This window comes from Oleiphilus sp. HI0128, assembly GCF_001635365.1.
The window spans coordinates 1-17876 of the sequence record NZ_LWGG01000530.1 but is presented as its reverse complement, the minus strand read 5'-3'; the positions used below and the strand labels follow the sequence as shown (position 1 = coordinate 17876).

The window sequence follows — 17876 nt, the reverse complement described above, 5'->3', positions numbered from 1 at the left end:
GAACACTGTGGTAGCTGTAAGGCCTGCCTCACTGCCTGCCCGACAAAAGCATTTGAAGGACCGTACTTACTAGATGCTAAGCGCTGCATTTCTTATCTAACAATTGAGTTAAAAGGTAGGATTCCGCTAGAGCTAAGAAAGCCTATGGGGAACAGAATCTTTGGTTGCGATGATTGCCAACTCGTCTGCCCTTGGAACAAGTTCAGAAAACCCAGCCAAGAGACAGACTTTAGCCCCCGAAACAAGCTAGATGATATCACTCTGCTAGAGTTATTCTCTTGGAATGAAGAAACCTTCCTAACGAATACCGCAGGATCACCCATTCGCAGAGCGGGCTACGAATCCTGGTTAAGAAATATAGCCGTCGCACTTGGAAATGCGCCACAGTCATTAGTTATCGTTGCAGCCTTAAAACGAAGTAGAGAAACTGCCTCCCCCTTGGTCGCAGAACATATCGACTGGGCATTAGCGCAGCAAACCAAACCAAACAATCAAGAAGAGACTTAGCTACGCTTCATATTTGATGCCTGACTAACAGTATCACTCATTGTATAAGACAGTGACCCCAGGTGTTCAGCTATATCAAGCAACGACTGGGCGTTTGACGCCAGCTTTGCAGAAAAGTCTGCGTTTTCCTGGCAAGCCTCATCTAGATACTGACTATTGCTCACAACACCCTCAATACCTTGACTTTGCATACCCATCGCATCGGCTGAAACATTTATCTCTCGGGCAATATCTTCGACTTCGGAGGTGACGGCCTCCAGGCGATTACCCGTTTCGTTCACAACCATACAGCCCTGGTCGATACTCTCTTCCGCAACAGCCAGAAGCAGGCGTATTTTTTCTGCCGACTCGTTACTTTTGTGCGAGAGCGTCCTGACCTCATCCGCCACAACCGCAAATCCACGCCCCTGATCACCAGCGCGAGCGGCTTCGATTGCAGCATTTAGCGCCAGCAAGTTTGTTTGCTCTGCGATAGCGGTAATCACGCCCATAAATTCCAGAATATCATTATTACCGTCCTTTATTTTTTCCATGCAGTCGATAGTCTCTCGCATCGACTCACTACTAGAAATCGTATTTTTCTGCACTTGCTCAGACTTAAGGCGAACCACCTCCATTGCTGTAGCGGTCTGTTTAACCGAGTTAGCCATATCTTGAAGCGTATTATTCATTTCATGCGAGGACTCTAATTGGATATCAACCCTCTCGCTAATAGATTGACTATCATCATTCATAATCTTTGTCGTAGAAGATAAACGAGAAGAAGTATCAAGCAAAGCTTTAGCCGAATGGCTCGCTTGCTCTAAAATGGTCTGTAACTGGTCAGTTAATGCTTTAGCCTTCTCCGCTTGATAGCATGACTCTTTGGTTGACTCGGCAGCAAACTCAAGCGCCTCATTTCTAAGCTTAAACATATACGCAAGACTAAAAGCCTGGGCCAGAACTGGCAATAAAAAACCAGAGTAAGTATTAATTTTATCTTGCTTATCACTCAACTCAAACACAGGAAGCTCGTACCCACCGCGCTCCAACACGATAAACACAACTACTTCGGCAAACATTACCGCACTCCAAAAGGCACCCCACTTTCGGTCACACACCGTAAACGCTAAACCGATCAATACAACAGGCCAGTAAAAATGAGCTGACTGCAGACCGCCAAGATAATAAACCAGGCAAGCACAATACGTAGATGCCAGGAATACCTGTGTATTTGCTATCAGCATTCTAGGAAAGCGATCCATCTTGTTCGCAATTAGCAATAGAGGCTCACCAATGACCAGCAACCATGCCCAGGCGGCAAGTGCGTCGTAACCAACAGAAGACCACTTAATTAGACTGTATAAGCCGATCACAAAGATCAAACAACACATAAAAGCCATGATCTTGAAATGAATAAAGTCGCGGTCACTCTCAACCATCGAAGGCAGACAAGCATTGAAGCCTTGCTGAATAATATTCAATGTATGTTCCTTAGTGATACTAATAATTTAGACCCAACCGTTACCCTACCTTCAAGAAAGGTGGCCGGTTCAAGCAAGTTCTAATTCACATTATAGCCCATTTTTCACTTTGCAAACTTAGTTCACTTAGTATCTGCAAACACTGAGATTTGTGCTACCTTCAGTAAAGGTAAAATTACTTTTAGCAGGAAAAAGTGCATGTCAGATAAAACGATCATGGTTGTCGATGATGTCGAGTCAAACCGTGTGCTTTTAAAAATGATTCTCGAAGATGACTTTAACATCGTGGAATGCAGCTCCGGCCAAGAATGCCTGGATCAGGTAAGCCAGGAAGTACCTGATATCATTTTGCTAGACGTAAACATGCCCGGAATGACTGGCTACGAAGTTTGTACCGAGCTTAGAAAGCACAAAGAAAGCAGCGTTGTTCCCATTGTTTTCGTCTCTGCCATGGATAATGTCGAAGAACATCTTGCGGGCTTTGAAGCAGGCGGCAACGAATACATCACCAAACCAATTGACCCGGAGCGAGTGCTTGAACGAGTCAATTACTTTATAGATCACCAAGCCGAAACAAACAAAGCGAAGGAAGATGCCAGCAACGCCATGAAAGTTGCCATGGAAGCCATGACATCAAGTAGCGAGCTTGGCCAAATAATCGAATTCGTGAAAACCTCTCAGGAAATCACAACACTGGAAGGCATTGGACAAAAACTATGTGAAGTTGCATCAGGCTTCGGCTTGAGCGCATCCGCTGTCATCTATGGCACCCCTAGTGTTTTTATTAATTGCTCGCAAGACTCTATGGAAGCTCGCGTACTAAGCAAATTCAGAAACTCTAAAGAGCGAATTATCAGCATTGGCGTCTGAACGATGGTTTGCAGCGACTCCATGGGTGTACTTATAAATGATATGCCAGTTGACGATGAAAGCCGCTACGGTCGTTTCAAAGATCACCTCGCAGTTTTATCAAGCATCTGCGATGGCCGACTGCTCACACTTCAATCTCAAATATCAATGACCGACCAGCGTAAAGATGTACTAGGCCGCGCTATAGGTATGACCGAAAAACAGGTCAAACAGCTAACCAATAAACTTGCTGAACATGATGTCACTGTTCGACAAGTTATGCTTGATATGATTACTGAACTGGAAGCCAAACTATTTTCCTTAGGCCTGGACGAAGATCAGGAAGAACAACTAATGGCACTAGCCTATCAAGCAAGTGACAAACTTGAAGGTATGAAAGATAGCGCTAAGAACCTCGAGAATGAGTTAGGCCTGGTACTGGAAGGTCTGTATGAAGTACTAGCAAAGAACACATAACAGAGTCCAGTGCATGAACTTACCCAAGTCATTCAATACGTTCACCTCTATCATTTGGTACGGCGAAAGAAAGCACAATAACGCAGCTCTCGTTGACGCTCTAATCTCGAGCGGCTACCAGGTCGAGCAAATTAGTAATGAAGATGAGCTGAAAAGCAGATTCCTGAAAGTTCCTACAACGTTTTTAATACTTGACCAACCCAATGATATGGTTCGTTGCATCCAGCTAGTCATCTCTTTCAAGCTGCAAGCAAAGGATTCTGCGTTCACTACAATATTGATCTCTGACAAGGCCAGCATCGAAGACAAGGAAAAATACTATCGAGCAGGCGGCAACGAAATTATACACCCTCCTGTTAGCCATAAAGAATTACTAAGTAAAATCAAGCACTACAAAATGCTATGCGATACCGCTAATCGCTTTGCCCAATCAATCGCAACGGAAGAAAATCTGGGCAAAGCAGAAGAGTCTCGACGCCGTTTTTTAACAACCTTGAGCCATGAACTCAGAACCCCTCTCAATGGAATACTTGGCTTTTCAAAAGCCCTGAAGAAAAAAGACGAAGAGACTCCTTTGGGTAAATCTGGTATCGATGCCCTTAGCCGAATATTTGAAAGCACTAACCAGATCAACGCAATTATTACAACCCTGATCGATATCTCCAGCGCCTCTCTGGGCGCTCAGGGAATGATATCAAAAAACTTCGATATCAGCTCTCTCGCCTTAAAGCTCGAAACCAACTTCAGGCAAGCAGCGCTTGAAAAAGGCTTGGACTTCTCAATTGATTACCCTGATGGCCTAACAATGCTAAGCGATGAAAAGAAAATTTATTCAATGCTGCAGCACCTTGTTGATAATGCCATCAAATTCACTCAAAGCGGTAGCGTCAACATTCGCCTTAACACTGACTTCAACCCCACTAGCGGACAACGCATTATCTTTGAAGTATCAGATACAGGCATCGGAATAGACCCGCGAGACCATAAGCGGGTCTTTACCGAAGTCGGGCAATTAAATAACGAACACAATCGAGAACATTATGGTGTCGGCCTGGGCTTATATTACGTCAACCTGCTCTCGCAACAGATCGGAGGTAGCATTGAGGTTGAATCAACTCCCGGCGAGGGCGCTAAGTTTACTTTAGACCTACCTGCTGGAGAGCTAATTCTTGAAGCAGAACCAGTAAACGAAGAGCAAGAAATTGATGACCTATTGTTCTAGGCAGCCACCTCGGCACTTTTAACAACACTCTGTAAATCGAGTATCTGGATTGAAAACCCCTCAGCTCACTTAGACCAAACACAATATCAATATATATTGATATTGTGTTTGCTATATCAATATATATTGATATACTTCAAAACTATGATGATAAGCACCTCGAAAGTAGAACCGATTAATTGCGGCGACATCCACCTCCTTAGCCAGGCTCTCAAAGCTTGCGGTGACCCTCTTCGCCTTCAGATCCTTCAGGTACTGCAGTTTGAGACCTTTGGCGTACTCGAGCTGACTCAACTTTTTAACACCAAACAGTCTGGCATGAGTCACCATTTAAAGGTACTCAGCCAATCAAGTCTTGTAGAAGCACAGCGCGAAGGTAATGCCGTCTTTTATCGTCGTCCAGTCTCATTCGATTCACAGCGAGTAAAGTCTACTACTGAACAATTATTTTCCTTAGTTGACCAGTGCCCGCTTGATCAAAGCCTACAAGACAAAATCAAATGTATTCAGGAACAACGTGCAGTTCAATCGCAAGCATTTTTTTCGCGCAATGCAGACCGCTTTCATGAACAACAAGAGCTTATTGCGAAACATAGCTTATATGCGCAAGCAAGCTTTGAGCTTCTTCTGCAAGAGCAGCGCGCCAATCTAGCAGAACAAACCATTATTGAATTTGGGCCAGGAGAAGGTCATTTTCTACGCCCGCTTAGCGAGACATATAAATCCGTTATTGCCATCGATAACTCTCAAGATATGCTAAATAAAGCGCGTGCTTTTGCGCTAAGTGAAGGTTTGAACAACATTACCTTTGAATTAGGCGATACCCATAGCTATAAAAACTTGTGCAACAAAAACGAAAGGCCGCAAGTAGACGCAGCTGTCATGAATATGGTTTTACATCATGTTCCCGCCCCTGCTCAAATATTTATTGATGTCTATGCAATTTTAAAGCCTGGCAGTTCATTGGTTATTTGTGATTTAGCCCACCACAATCAGGAATGGGCTCGTGAAAGCTGTGGAGACCTTTGGCTTGGCTTTGAAGCCCAAGAATTACTTAGCTGGGCAGAACGTGCTGGCTTTATTGAAGAAAAAAATGCATTTATCGGCCTCCGTAATGGCTTTCAAATTCAATTACGAAAATTCATAAAACCTATCAATAGCAGTATTAACTAATTTGTGCAGGAAACGACTATGAGCGAATACAGTATATTTACTTCTGAATCTGTATCAGAAGGCCACCCGGATAAGGTTGCAGATCAGATCTCTGATGCAGTACTCGATGCTATCATTGCCCGCGACCCACTTGCCCGTGTTGCCGTCGAAACGCTAGTTAAAACCGGCATGGCCGTTGTTGCCGGAGAAGTGACTACTTCCTGCTATGTAGACCTAGAAGACATTGTTCGAGACGTGATTACTGGCATCGGCTATAACAGCTCTGATGTTGGCTTTGATGGCGCTACGTGTGCGGTACTTAATGGCATAGGTAAACAGTCAGTCGATATCAACATGGGAGTTGACCGCTCTAAACCTGAAGACCAGGGTGCTGGTGATCAAGGCCTAATGTTCGGCTACGCAACAAATGAAACACCAAGCTTAATGCCCGCTCCCGTTTATTACGCACACCTATTGGTACAACGTCAATCTGAGCTTCGCCAGAACGGTACACTACCCTGGTTGCGTCCAGATGCTAAGTCTCAGGTGACCATCAACTACGAAGGTGAAACACCAAAAGTGGATGCTGTGGTTTTGTCCACGCAACACGACCCTAGCATCTCTTTAGAAGACTTGCGTGAAGCAGTATTAGAAAACATTATCAAACCTGTTCTACCTGCTGAGTGGCTAAGTGACAATACTTTGTATCACATCAACCCAACCGGCAACTTTGTAATTGGTGGGCCAGTCGGTGATGCTGGCTTAACAGGCCGTAAGATTATCGTTGATACCTACGGCGGTATGGCACGACATGGTGGCGGCGCATTCTCTGGAAAAGACCCTTCAAAAGTTGACCGCTCTGCTGCTTACATGGGCCGCTATGTTGCCAAGAACGTCGTTGCTGCGGGTTTAGCTGATCGTTGTGAAATCCAGGTTTCTTATGCTATCGGCGTTGCTGAACCAACTTCTATTTCTGTTAATACTTTTGGAACTGGTAAAGTTTCAGATATCGAGCTCGCGAAAATAATCCGTGAAGTTTTCGATCTTCGACCTTATGCAATCCAGAATCAACTAGAATTGCTTTATCCGATGTACCAAATTACTGCTGCCTATGGACATTTCGGACGCGAACCTTTTGAGCATACCTATAGTTACAAGGAAAACGGCGAAGAGAAAACTAAGACCTTCACCGCTTTCACCTGGGAAAAAACTGACAAGATCGATGCCTTGAAAGCAGCTGCAAAGGTTTAAAGACAGTAATTTTTACTAATACGACAGACTGAACCTACTTCAGCCTGCACTCAATATTACGTTGGCCGGAAAGCAATCCGGCCCACAAGACAGGACATAATTATGAGCTTCACAGATTATAAAGTTGCCGACATCAATCTAGCCGATTGGGGCCGTAAAGAAATTCAAATCGCTGAAGGCGAAATGCCTGCACTGATGGCTTTACGTAGAAAATATAAAGAAGCACAACCATTGGCTGGTGCAAAAATCATGGGTTGTATCCACATGACAATCCAGACAGCAGTTCTAATCGAAACTTTGGTCGACCTTGGTGCTGACGTTCGCTGGTCATCATGTAACATTTTCTCTACTCAGGATCATGCAGCAGCGGCAATTGCAGCAGCGGGTATTCCAGTATTTGCCTGGAAAGGTGAAACAGAAGAAGAGTTCCTTTGGTGCATCGAGCAAACCATACTATCTGAAAAAGATGGTAGCAAAGTTTGGGATGCCAATATGATTCTTGACGATGGTGGTGACCTGACTGAGATGGTGCATAACAAGTACCCTGCACTGCTTAATGATATTCACGGTATTTCTGAAGAAACAACAACAGGCGTACACCGATTGTTAGAAATGATGACGAAAGGTGAGCTAAAAGTTCCAGCGATTAACGTTAACGATGCTGTAACTAAATCCAAAAACGATAATAAGTACGGCTGCCGCCACTCATTAAATGATGCCATTAAACGTGGTACAGATCACTTACTCTCTGGTAAAAAAGCACTAGTAATTGGCTACGGCGACGTAGGCAAAGGCTCTGCTGCCTCATTGCGCCAGGAAGGTATGATCGTAAAAGTTACTGAAGTCGACCCAATCTGTGCAATGCAAGCCTGCATGGATGGCTTTGAAGTTGTTTCACCATATTTAGATGGTGTGAACACGGGTTCTGTAGAAGGTATTAACAAGCTACTAATGGAAACAACCGACCTGATTGTTACCACGACAGGTAACGTCAATGTCTGTGATGCAAGTATGCTTAAGACACTTAAGAATGGCGCTATTGTTTGTAACATCGGCCACTTCGATAATGAAATTGACACGGCTTATATGCGTGAAAATTGGGAATGGGACGAGATTAAGCCACAGGTTCACAAGGTTTATCGTGACAAGGGAGCTGATGATCACTTGATTCTTCTTTCTGAAGGTCGCTTGGTTAACCTGGGTAATGCCACGGGTCACCCTAGCCGAATTATGGATGGCTCATTCGCTAATCAGGTACTGGCCCAAATCTATCTTTATGAACGTAAATTCGCTAACTTGATGGAAGCAGAGAAGAAGGAAAGCATCTACGTTAAAGTACTTCCAAAGAAACTTGATGAAGAAGTTGCTAAAGACATGGTTGAAGGTTTTGGTGGTGTCATCACGCAATTGACCACGAACCAAGCTGACTACATCAACGTGGATGTTGATGGGCCATATAAGCCAGAATCATACAAATACTAATACTCTGTGGAGGCGTAGCGCAATACACGCCTCCATCTATCCAAATTTAATAGAGACATTATCATGCACAGCCAAAAGCAATTTAAACATCGCTTCAGTTTTGAGTTTTTTCCTCCAAAGACTGAAGCTGGTATGGAAAAGTTGCAGGTCGTTAGAGATGAATTAGCTCGACGCAAACCCGATTTCTTTTCTGTTACCTATGGTGCCGGGGGCTCTACTCAAGAGCGCACCATCGATACAGTGTTAAAGCTACAGGACCAAGGCATATCAACCGCCCCACACCTTTCATGCGTTGGCTCTACAACTGAAAACATCGCCTCTTTGCTTGATCATTACATTGAGCACGGTGTAAATAGAATCGTTGCCTTGCGCGGTGATCTACCGTCTGGAATGGGTTCAGCCGGCGAGTTAAAGTATGCGAATGAGCTGGTTGAGTTTATCCGCAAGCACAGCGGAGATCACTTCAACATTGAAGTCGCGGCCTACCCCGAGTTTCACCCACAAGCACCCTCTGCAGAAGCTGACCTTCTTAACTTTAAGAAGAAAGTTGACGCTGGGGCAAACAGTGCCATCACACAGTATTTCTATAATGCAGACTCCTACTTCTACTTTATAGACCGCTGCGAAAAAATGGGCATCAATATTCCTATTGTTCCTGGGATCATGCCTATCACGAACTACAGCAGCTTGGTTCGCTTTAGCGACATGTGCGGTGCTGAAATTCCACGCTGGATCAAAAAACAGCTCGAAGCTTATGGCGATGATACTGTTAGCATTCAGAAGTTTGGTGAAGAAGTGGTAAGTCAAATGTGTGAGCAGTTGTTAAAAGCTGGCGCTCCGGGTCTACATTTTTATACACTTAATCAAGCCGAACCAAACTTAAAAGTTTGGGACAATCTTGGCCTAAGTGACGAGGAAAAAATTCGCTTTTAAACTGCTTTCATCTTATTTTCGTTAAGCCCTTCTGCTGGTGGTCAGGCATAAAAATATATCGTTTATCCTGACCGGCTAGCTGCTCCCTTTCTTAAGTTCTATATTGTCATGTTTTGTGACAATTCATTTAAATTTTCTTCCAAGTAAAGAAAACTTTAGCCATTTGGTCTAGACTCATAGAACAAATATTAACCAGTTAAAAAATATTGCGACCTTGTGACTATGACTTCGGCGATCAGTTTTGTTATCTCCCTAGCACTCACTAATCGTAATGTAGAGACACGCAGCAGGATACTGAACATATGTAAAGTAATACCGCTCGAGCGGTAAATATTTCCTTTAGGGGGCCTTATGAGTATTTTTAGTCATTACCAGTCTAGATACGAACTGACTCAGCAGGAAGAGTTTAGTCTGGAAGAATACCTGGAAATCTGTAAGAACGATCCGAGCGCTTACGCAACCGCTGCCGAGCGCATGCTTATTGCGATTGGTGAACCTGAGCTCATCGATACCTCCAAAGATCCTCGTCTCAGCCGAATTTTCTCCAACAAAGTCATTAAGCATTACCCCGAGTTTAAAGATTTCTATGGCATGGAGGAATGTGTCGAGCAAATTGTCTCTTTTTTCAAGCATGCAGCCCAGGGTTTGGAAGAGAAGAAACAAATACTTTATCTATTAGGTCCTGTGGGGGGCGGTAAGTCATCATTAGCAGAAAAGTTAAAAGCTCTGATGCAGAAAGCCCCCTTCTATGCCATCAAGGGCTCACCCGTAAATGAAAGCCCCCTATCCTTATTCGACCCAGATGAAGATGCAGATATCCTCGAAAAAGAGTACGGTATCGCAAATCGCTATTTGGGAAGCATTATGTCTCCATGGGCGGTTAAGCGGCTCCACGAATTCGGCGGCGATATCAGCAAATTTAGGGTAGTAAAAATCTGGCCTTCAATTCTGGATCAGATAGCCGTCGCTAAGACCGAGCCCGGAGATGAAAACAATCAGGATATCTCTTCATTAGTCGGTAAAGTGAATATCCGAATGCTCGAAGAGTACTCGCAAGATGACCCAGATGCCTACAGTTTCAGCGGCGGTCTATGTCTTGCTAACCAAGGTATTCTTGAGTTTGTAGAGATGTTTAAAGCCCCCATTAAAGTATTGCACCCACTACTTACTGCAACCCAGGAAGGTAATTACAATTCGACAGAGGGTATGAGCGCCATTCCGTTTGAAGGCGTAATCCTTGCCCACTCAAACGAGTCTGAATGGCAGTCTTTTAGAAACAATAAGAATAACGAGGCCTTTCTGGACCGTATATCAATCGTTAAAGTTCCCTATTGCCTCAAGGTAACTGAAGAGATAAAAATATACGATAAGCTACTTAAGAATAGCTCCTTAAATCAAGCACCTTGTGCCCCTGATACGCTGACTATGCTTGCGGAGTTCTCCGTTCTTTCCAGGTTAAGGGAACCTGAAAACTCCAGCATATTTTCGAAGATGAAAGTTTATGACGGCCAGAACATTAAGGACACAGACCCCAAAGCCAAATCGATTCAGGAATATAAGGACAATGCCGGGGTAAACGAAGGCATGGATGGTTTATCCACCCGCTTTGCCTTCAAGATACTATCCAAGGTATTTAACTTTGATACTTCTGAAGTTGCGGCAAACCCTGTACATCTACTTTATGTATTAGAGAAGCAGATTGAACAGGAGCAATTTCCACAGGAAGCGGCTGACAGTTATTTGCGTTTTATTAAGGAGTTTCTTGCTCCCAATTACGTTGAGTTTATTGGCAAGGAAATCCAGACCGCCTACCTAGAATCCTATTCAGAGTATGGCCAGAATATATTTGATCGTTATGTTACCTACGCCGATTTTTGGATACAGGACCAGGAATATCGAGACCCGGAAACCGGTGAGATATTTGACCGGGCCGCTATCAACGAAGAGTTAGAGAAAATCGAAAAGCCAGCAGGCATCAGCAACCCTAAAGACTTCCGTAACGAAATTGTTAATTTCATGTTGCGTGCACGTGCCAACAACAATGGGCAGAACCCCTCCTGGCAGAGTTATGAAAAACTTCGATCTGTCATCGAGAAGAAGATGTTTTCAAATACCGAAGACTTACTTCCTGTCATTTCATTTAATGCAAAAAGTTCAAATGAGGATAAAGACAAACACGAGCAATTTGTAGAGCGTATGGTTGAACGCGGTTATACCAAGAAACAGGTTCGCTTACTCGCGGAATGGTACTTACGCGTCCGTAAATCACAGTAGCAGAAGAAGGGTTTAAACCCTTCTTCCATACAATAGATTTAGCCAGAAGGTGCACCATTAAACCATAGCCATGGTCACCCCGAGCCACGCCGAAACCAGGATGTATTATGGGTATCAGTCACATCATTGATCGCCGACTTAATGGCAAGAATAAAAGCGCAGTGAATCGTGAGCGCTTTCTTCGCCGTTATCGCGAACATATCAAAAAAGCGGTTTCCGATGCAGTTGGAAAACGCAGCATTACCGATATGGAGCGCGGCGAAAAAATCAGCATCCCGAGCAAAGACCTCGACGAGCCGGTTTTTAATTCCGGACAAGGTGGCGTGCGCGAGGCAGTTAACCCCGGGAATAAAGAATTCAATACCGGAGACCAACTCCCCAGACCACCTGGTGGAGCCGGCGGAGGCGGTGCGGGTGAAGGAGAAGCGAGCGACTCTGGTGAAGGCATGGACGAGTTCGTCTTTCAGATATCTCAGGAAGAGTTTCTCGACTTTATGTTTGAAGACCTGGAGCTACCCAACCTGGTCAAAAAACAGCTGAAGGATACCACCTCATATAAATACCTAAGAGCAGGTTTTACCAATACCGGCAATCCCTCAAAAATTAATATCGTACGTTCTCTCAGAAAGGCCTATGGAAGAAGGCTAGCCCTCACAGGCAAGTCACGAGAAAAAATAAAAGAATTAGAGGAGCAGCTTAAAAAGCTAGACCCTGAAGACGATATTCAACATGCTCGAATCAAAGAGATAAAAGAAGAACTCACAAAGCTTAAAAAACGAATCAAAAACATCCCCTGGATTGATGAGTTCGACTTACGCTTTAACCAACATATAAAGCAACCCGTCCCAAGCACCAGCGCCGTTATGTTTTGCTTAATGGATGTTTCGGGCTCCATGACTCACATGCATAAAGACATCGCCAAACGTTTTTATATTTTGCTCTATATGTTTCTAAAACGAAATTATCAAAAAATTGAGGTTGTTTTTATTCGCCACCATACCAGCGCTAAGGAAGTGGACGAGGAGGAGTTCTTCTATTCACGGGAAACAGGCGGGACCATCGTTTCTAGCGCATTGGAGTTAACTAGAGAAATCATCCACAAGCGTTACCCTGCGTCAGACTGGAATATATACTGCGCACAAGCCTCCGATGGTGACAACTGGAGCGATGACTCACCCAAGTGCTCGAGGCTCTTGAAAGACGATATTCTACCTCTCGTGCAATATTTTGCTTACATTGAGATTACTAAGCTAGATCATCAAATGCTGTGGCATGAATATGAAAAACTGGCTAAGGAGTTTGAGGACTCTTTCGCCATGCAAAACATTAAAGACGAGAGTGACATCTACCCTGTCTTCCACGAATTATTTCAGAGGAAGCCGGCATGACAGATAAAGACAACAAACAAAATGAAGAGCGTAAAAAGAGTTATATTGCGACTGGCTCGGAATGGTCATTTGAACAGCTAGAACGCTTTGATGATGCCATTTCAGACATAGCAAAAGAATATAAGCTAGACACCTACCCTAACCAAATTGAAGTGATTAGCTCTGAGCAAATGCTCGATGCCTATTCCTCGGTCGGTATGCCTCTAGGCTATTATCACTGGTCTTACGGGAAACAGTTCCTACAAAACGAAAAAGGTTATAAGCGCGGCCAAATGGGGCTCGCCTATGAGATCGTTATTAACTCTAACCCATGTATCGCTTACTTGATGGAAGAGAATACCTTGATGATGCAGGCCTTAGTCATCGCGCATGCATCATATGGTCATAACTCTTTTTTCAAAGGCAACTACCTGTTCCGCACCTGGACCGATGCCAGCGCAATAATAGACTACCTTCTGTTCGCCAAAAACTATATTGCAAAGTGTGAAGGCCGTTATGGCGTCGATACCGTAGAAACCTTTCTAGACTCCTGCCACGCAGTAATGAATTACGGTGTTGACCGTTATAAGCGCCCTGCTCCTATATCAGCTGAAGAAGAATTGAAACGACAAGAAGAGCGCGAGTTCCATCTGCAGCAGCAAGTTAATGAGCTGTGGAGAACCATTCCTGTCAGCGGCGACAAAGAAGAAGCCGAGAAAGATCAACGCTACCCTGAAGAACCGCAGGAGAATCTGCTTTATTTCTTTGAGAAGAATGCCCCCATGCTTGCCCCATGGCAACGGGAAGTACTACGTATCGTGAGAAAAATTGCCCAGTATTTCTACCCGCAAAGACAAACTCAGGTAATGAATGAGGGTTGGGCAAGCTTTTGGCACTACACCATCATGAATACGATGTATGACAAAGGTTTGGTGAATGAAGGCTTTATTATCGAGTTCTTAAAATCACACACAGCGGTGGTCTATCAACCTCCCTTTGATAGCCAATGGTACAGCGGCATCAACCCTTATACGCTTGGTTTTGCCATGTTTCAGGATATCAAACGTATCTGCCAACAACCTACGGATGAAGATCGACAATGGTTCCCAGATATCGCGGGCACAGACTGGCTGGAAACACTCGATTTTGCCATGCGAAACTTTAAAGATGAAAGCTTTATCCTACAGTTCCTTTCACCTAAGGTAATTCGGGACTTAAAACTCTTCGCAATTCGTGATGATGACCAGCAGAGTCATTATGAAGTAACTGGAATACATGATGAGCAAGGTTATCGATATGTTAGAGAAAAGCTCTCTCAGCAATATAACCTGAGTATGCGCGAACCAGATATTCAGGTGTGGAATGTTGATTTAAGAGGAGATCGATCACTGACCCTTAGGCACACACCAAACAGCCGAGTCCCCTTGGGTAAAAGTACAGACGAAGTACTCAAGCACATACATCGTTTGTGGGGGTTTGACGTTCATTTATTTAGTGTTGAAGAAGGGCTGACAGTAGATGAATATCACTGCCCTCCCATCACGTAGCCGCCTGAAGACGAAGTCAATTAGTGAGTATTATTTAGGGCTAACTCTCGACAAAAGCTCTTTCGATTACGTAATGCCCGGCATTCCCCTGACGCGCTTCAACAAAGCCCATATCATCAAGTATACGACAAGTATCTTTAAGCATACTTGGGCTACCACAAATCATAAAACGATCATCATCAAGGTTTAACTCTGGTAGCCCTAAGTCTTTAACAAGCTTGCCACTCTCCAGCGCATCGGTAATTCGACCTTGAGTTTCAAACTCATCACGTGTCACGGTTGGGTAATAAATAAGCTTGTCTTTGATAAACTCACCAAAAAACTCATTTTCCGGAAGCTCCTTTTTGATTTGCTCTTGATAGGCCAGCTCTGAAACAAATCTCGTACCGTGCGTTAGAATTACTTTATCATATAATTCATAGGTTTCCGGATCCTTGATGATACTCATAAAAGGCGCCAAGCCAGTACCGGTACTAATCAAATATAGGTTTCTGCCAGGCAGTAAGTTATCAACAATCAAGGTGCCAGTCGGTTTTTTACTCAACAGTATCTGGTCCCCCACTTCTATTTTCTGAAGCTTAGATGTCAACGGACCATCAGGTACTTTAATACTAAAGAACTCCAGCTCTTCCTCATAATTTGCACTGGCAATACTGTAGGCACGCATCAAGGGCTTACCTTCGTGTTCAAGCCCCATCATAATAAAGTGGCCATTCTTAAAACGAAAAGACGGATCACGACTGGTCGTAAAGCTAAACAATGTTTCATTCCAATGCTTCACACTCGTGACAGTTTCTTTCATAAAGCCAGACATACGATTTCTCCAATTGAATTTAACTTGCCAGAAACAATACGCCCAACTAACATATCTGTAAAACAGGTTTATTATATATCTTTATTCGGTTTTTCCGATTTATTAAACTAAGGCTTTATCATTGAAGTATTCACTCAAGCAAATTGAAGTATTCATTGCGACCGCTAACTTTCAAAATATTACTTTAGCTGCCGAAGCGCTAAATATGTCTCAATCCGCTGCGAGTGAGTCACTCAAGAATCTTGAAAGCCAGTTTGATATAAAACTATTTGATCGGGCTGGTAAACGCTTACAACTCAATGATTTCGGAAGATTAATTCGAAAGCAGGCAGAAACACTGATTGACCAAGCAAAAAGCCTGGAGCTGAGCTTACAGCAGAACCAGCTTAGCGCGGACCTAAATATTGGCGCCACGTTATCTATCGGTAACTACCTGGCTATTCACATTCTTTCAGAGTTCAAAGGTAAATTCCCGACCGCTAAAGCAGCACTAAGCGTTGGCAACACAACTAAAATTACCGAGCAAGTCGCAAACTTTGAGCTCGATGTGGGGCTAATCGAAGGCGAGGTGTCTCACCCCGACTTAAACATTAGGCCTTGGATGGATGATGAGTTAGTGGTCTTCTGCGACCCGAAATCTGAGCTAAGTACGCTTTCATACGTTAGTGACCAACAGCTAAGCAAAGCAAAATGGATTCTGAGAGAGGCAGGTTCAGGAACACGGCAAGCATTCGATAACGCAATGCAGGGAGTGCTTCATGAACTTAATATTGAACTCGAACTTCAACATACCGAAGCCATCAAACGGGCAGTAGAGTCAGGTATGGGGATTGGGTGTTTGTCGAAAGTTACCTTAAACGATGCTTTCAAACGCTCATCGCTAATTGCCTTAAAAACACCACAGAGAGATTTCAAACGAAAATTTTATATCATCACACATAAGGACAAATACCTAAGCCCTGGCATACGAAATTGGCTAGAGCTTTGTTTTGAATACGCAGAACTCCACAATACCTATTCATAGCGGCAACTACTGATAAACTGGCCCTTCTCCATCAGGACGGGTTTTGAAGCGCTTATGCTGCCATAGATATTGTTCAGGATGACGCTTAATTGCTGCCTCTAGCGCCTGATTCCAAAGCTGCGCATCCTTTTGCGGGTCCTCACCAAAACCTTCAAAAACGGGTGAGAAAATGACTTCATATTGACCATTTGGTAGCCTAAACGGTGCGACATGCAAAACAGTCGCTCCCGTTTCACGCGCAATCCAACTTGGTGTAGAGATACAACCCGTACTAACACCAAAGAAAGGAACAAATAGGTCACAGCGTTTACCGAAATCCTGATCAGGAGCATACCAAACCTCACCGCCCCCCTTGATAAACTCGAGCATCTCTTTTAATTGATACTTACTGAAGCTTTGAATATCAAAGTTACGGTTACGCCCACTTTCGATCATCCAGTCTATTACGGGGTCGTTATTTGGGCGATACATATAGCCAGGTCGCTTAAGCTGAGTCCCAACCAAGGGCAAGGTCATATCGATAACACCGAAGTGGCCTCCTATCAACAAAACACCGGTGCCGCGGTTCTGCGCGTCTAATAGGTGCTCTTTACCAATCACCGTCATCGTATCAAGATACGGAGTAACATCTCGCCACCAAAGTTGCAGCATCTCAATCAAGCCTTCAGCAGTAGAAATAAAACTGCCTTCAATTATCTCATTTTGCTTGTCACTGCTAAGCTCGGGGAAACACAGCTCTATATTCTGCCGGGTCACCTTGCCACGGTTTTTCATGCGTCGATAAACGAAACGCCCAAGGCTTTCTGCATACTGATGCTTTTTGTTCATCGGCAGCCAAGCGAGGCAATATAGAATAAAAACGATTAACCAGGATGGCCATAATGTTGGATGCCACAGAGGGCGTGTTTTCTCAGTCATAGCGCTTATTTTATTATTGTCTTTGCCAGAACAAGGAATAAGATTTGGACAAGTATAAGGTTTAGTCGGCCAAATCCTCAATTCTTTTCAAGGTATATACATCATAACGACAACTCTTACCCACTAACTGAAGGGACGGCTTAATTCCTTTTATTGCATCGCCCTTGCGCGGCCGCTTTACCACCACTCGATAACGAGCCTTAGACAATGCCGCCTCTAATAAAGCCTCATCATCCAGATCTTCTCCTACAAGCGTTTGAAACAGCCGCATTTCCTTTTTGACTAAAGACGACTTTTCTCGATGCGGATACATTGGGTCCAAGTAAATGACATCAGCAAGCTTCTCTGGTTGAGAGTTCATCCAAGTCGTCGCGTCAGATTCCACTAAGGACATTCGTTCAATGATCGACTTTATCTCTTCCGTTTCTTCAAAACGCTGAGCAGTTTCATGACCCGCCTCTGCCAAAGCAGCGCGCAATAACTCGGCAATAAGTGGTGAGCGCTCTAGCATGGTCACCTGACAGCCCAATGACGCTAAAACAAATGCGTCTCTACCCAGCCCTGCTGTTGCATCGAGTACCTTAGGCGTAACACCT

Annotated in this window: 16 protein-coding genes; 12 read left to right on the top strand and 4 right to left on the bottom strand. The window is 44.1% G+C overall.

Annotated features, from left to right (window positions below):
- On the top strand, positions 1 to 507 hold a 507-nt coding region (gene queG, locus A3763_RS06270; RefSeq protein ID WP_082880400.1), incomplete at its 5' end, for a tRNA epoxyqueuosine(34) reductase QueG.
- Here queG and A3763_RS06265 read toward each other — a convergent pair.
- On the bottom strand, positions 504 to 1970 hold the full coding sequence (locus A3763_RS06265) for a methyl-accepting chemotaxis protein (RefSeq protein WP_068514961.1): 1467 nt from the start codon (positions 1968 to 1970) through the stop codon (positions 504 to 506). The two genes, queG and A3763_RS06265, sit on opposite strands and share 4 nt — an antisense overlap.
- Before the next feature lie 198 nt (positions 1971 to 2168).
- On the opposite strand from A3763_RS06265, the gene A3763_RS06260 reads away from it, so the two are divergent.
- From A3763_RS06260 to A3763_RS06215, 10 genes are all read left to right on the top strand, one after another.
- Positions 2169 to 2840 (top strand): PleD family two-component system response regulator, encoded by a 672-nt coding sequence (locus tag A3763_RS06260; protein ID WP_068514958.1) that lies wholly within the window; start codon positions 2169 to 2171, stop codon positions 2838 to 2840.
- A gap of 21 nt (positions 2841 to 2861) precedes the next feature.
- A complete protein-coding gene (locus tag A3763_RS06255; protein WP_068514054.1) occupies positions 2862 to 3296 on the top strand; it encodes a hypothetical protein in 435 nt (144 codons plus the stop codon).
- A 13-nt stretch (positions 3297 to 3309) separates the two neighbouring features.
- On the top strand, positions 3310 to 4518 hold the full coding sequence (locus A3763_RS06250; RefSeq protein ID WP_068514955.1) for a hybrid sensor histidine kinase/response regulator: 1209 nt from the start codon (positions 3310 to 3312) through the stop codon (positions 4516 to 4518).
- Between the two features lie 144 nt (positions 4519 to 4662).
- Entirely contained in the window at positions 4663 to 5691 is a 1029-nt protein-coding gene (locus A3763_RS06245) for a metalloregulator ArsR/SmtB family transcription factor (protein WP_197469927.1), read from the top strand.
- A gap of 18 nt (positions 5692 to 5709) precedes the next feature.
- Positions 5710 to 6921, top strand: coding sequence for a methionine adenosyltransferase (metK, locus tag A3763_RS06240; RefSeq protein ID WP_068514953.1), 1212 nt, complete (start codon positions 5710 to 5712; stop codon positions 6919 to 6921).
- Between the two features lie 102 nt (positions 6922 to 7023).
- Positions 7024 to 8403, top strand: a complete 1380-nt coding sequence (ahcY, locus tag A3763_RS06235) for an adenosylhomocysteinase (RefSeq protein WP_068514950.1) — start codon at positions 7024 to 7026, stop codon at positions 8401 to 8403.
- A gap of 63 nt (positions 8404 to 8466) precedes the next feature.
- Positions 8467 to 9336 (top strand): methylenetetrahydrofolate reductase [NAD(P)H], encoded by an 870-nt coding sequence (metF, locus tag A3763_RS06230; protein ID WP_068514947.1) that lies wholly within the window; start codon positions 8467 to 8469, stop codon positions 9334 to 9336.
- A 351-nt stretch (positions 9337 to 9687) separates the two neighbouring features.
- Complete coding sequence (locus tag A3763_RS06225; protein WP_068514944.1) at positions 9688 to 11610, top strand: PrkA family serine protein kinase; 1923 nt, start codon at positions 9688 to 9690, stop codon at positions 11608 to 11610.
- 113 nt (positions 11611 to 11723) lie between these two features.
- On the top strand, positions 11724 to 12998 hold the full coding sequence (locus A3763_RS06220) for a YeaH/YhbH family protein (protein ID WP_304438939.1): 1275 nt from the start codon (positions 11724 to 11726) through the stop codon (positions 12996 to 12998).
- A complete protein-coding gene (locus tag A3763_RS06215) occupies positions 12995 to 14524 on the top strand; it encodes a SpoVR family protein (protein ID WP_068514938.1) in 1530 nt (509 codons plus the stop codon). Before A3763_RS06220 ends, A3763_RS06215 begins: the two co-directional genes overlap by 4 nt.
- Before the next feature lie 40 nt (positions 14525 to 14564).
- On the opposite strand, the gene A3763_RS06210 is transcribed toward A3763_RS06215, so the two are convergent.
- The gene (locus tag A3763_RS06210; RefSeq protein WP_068514934.1) at positions 14565 to 15338 is read right to left on the bottom strand and encodes a ferredoxin--NADP reductase; all 774 of its coding nucleotides are present in this window, start codon (positions 15336 to 15338) and stop codon (positions 14565 to 14567) included.
- A 121-nt stretch (positions 15339 to 15459) separates the two neighbouring features.
- Here A3763_RS06210 and A3763_RS06205 point away from each other — a divergent pair, with 121 nt between their 5' ends.
- Positions 15460 to 16362 (top strand): LysR substrate-binding domain-containing protein, encoded by a 903-nt coding sequence (locus A3763_RS06205; RefSeq protein WP_068514931.1) that lies wholly within the window; start codon positions 15460 to 15462, stop codon positions 16360 to 16362.
- Positions 16363 to 16368: 6 nt separating this feature from the next.
- Here the strand turns inward: A3763_RS06205 and A3763_RS06200 are convergent, their stop codons facing one another.
- Together A3763_RS06200 and A3763_RS06195 are read right to left on the bottom strand one after the other, a co-directional pair.
- Positions 16369 to 17280 (bottom strand): lysophospholipid acyltransferase family protein, encoded by a 912-nt coding sequence (locus A3763_RS06200; protein ID WP_082865487.1) that lies wholly within the window; start codon positions 17278 to 17280, stop codon positions 16369 to 16371.
- A 61-nt stretch (positions 17281 to 17341) separates the two neighbouring features.
- On the bottom strand, positions 17342 to 17876 hold a 535-nt coding region (locus A3763_RS06195), incomplete at its 5' end, for a class I SAM-dependent methyltransferase (RefSeq protein ID WP_197482808.1).

What these genes read in the sequence shown, in the direction of transcription:
- A3763_RS06255 (WP_068514054.1), top strand. Translation starts at nt 2,862, where the DNA reads ATGGGTGTACTTATAAATGATATGCCAGTTGACGATGAAAGCCGCTAC.
- A3763_RS06225 (WP_068514944.1), top strand. Translation starts at nt 9,688, where the DNA reads ATGAGTATTTTTAGTCATTACCAGTCTAGATACGAACTGACTCAGCAG.
- A3763_RS06200 (WP_082865487.1), bottom strand. Translation starts at nt 17,280, where the DNA reads ATGACTGAGAAAACACGCCCTCTGTGGCATCCAACATTATGGCCATCC.
- metK (WP_068514953.1), top strand. Translation starts at nt 5,710, where the DNA reads ATGAGCGAATACAGTATATTTACTTCTGAATCTGTATCAGAAGGCCAC.
- A3763_RS06215 (WP_068514938.1), top strand. Translation starts at nt 12,995, where the DNA reads ATGACAGATAAAGACAACAAACAAAATGAAGAGCGTAAAAAGAGTTAT.
- A3763_RS06260 (WP_068514958.1), top strand. Translation starts at nt 2,169, where the DNA reads ATGTCAGATAAAACGATCATGGTTGTCGATGATGTCGAGTCAAACCGT.
- A3763_RS06250 (WP_068514955.1), top strand. Translation starts at nt 3,310, where the DNA reads ATGAACTTACCCAAGTCATTCAATACGTTCACCTCTATCATTTGGTAC.
- ahcY (WP_068514950.1), top strand. Translation starts at nt 7,024, where the DNA reads ATGAGCTTCACAGATTATAAAGTTGCCGACATCAATCTAGCCGATTGG.
- A3763_RS06210 (WP_068514934.1), bottom strand. Translation starts at nt 15,338, where the DNA reads ATGTCTGGCTTTATGAAAGAAACTGTCACGAGTGTGAAGCATTGGAAT.
- metF (WP_068514947.1), top strand. Translation starts at nt 8,467, where the DNA reads ATGCACAGCCAAAAGCAATTTAAACATCGCTTCAGTTTTGAGTTTTTT.
- A3763_RS06245 (WP_197469927.1), top strand. Translation starts at nt 4,663, where the DNA reads ATGATGATAAGCACCTCGAAAGTAGAACCGATTAATTGCGGCGACATC.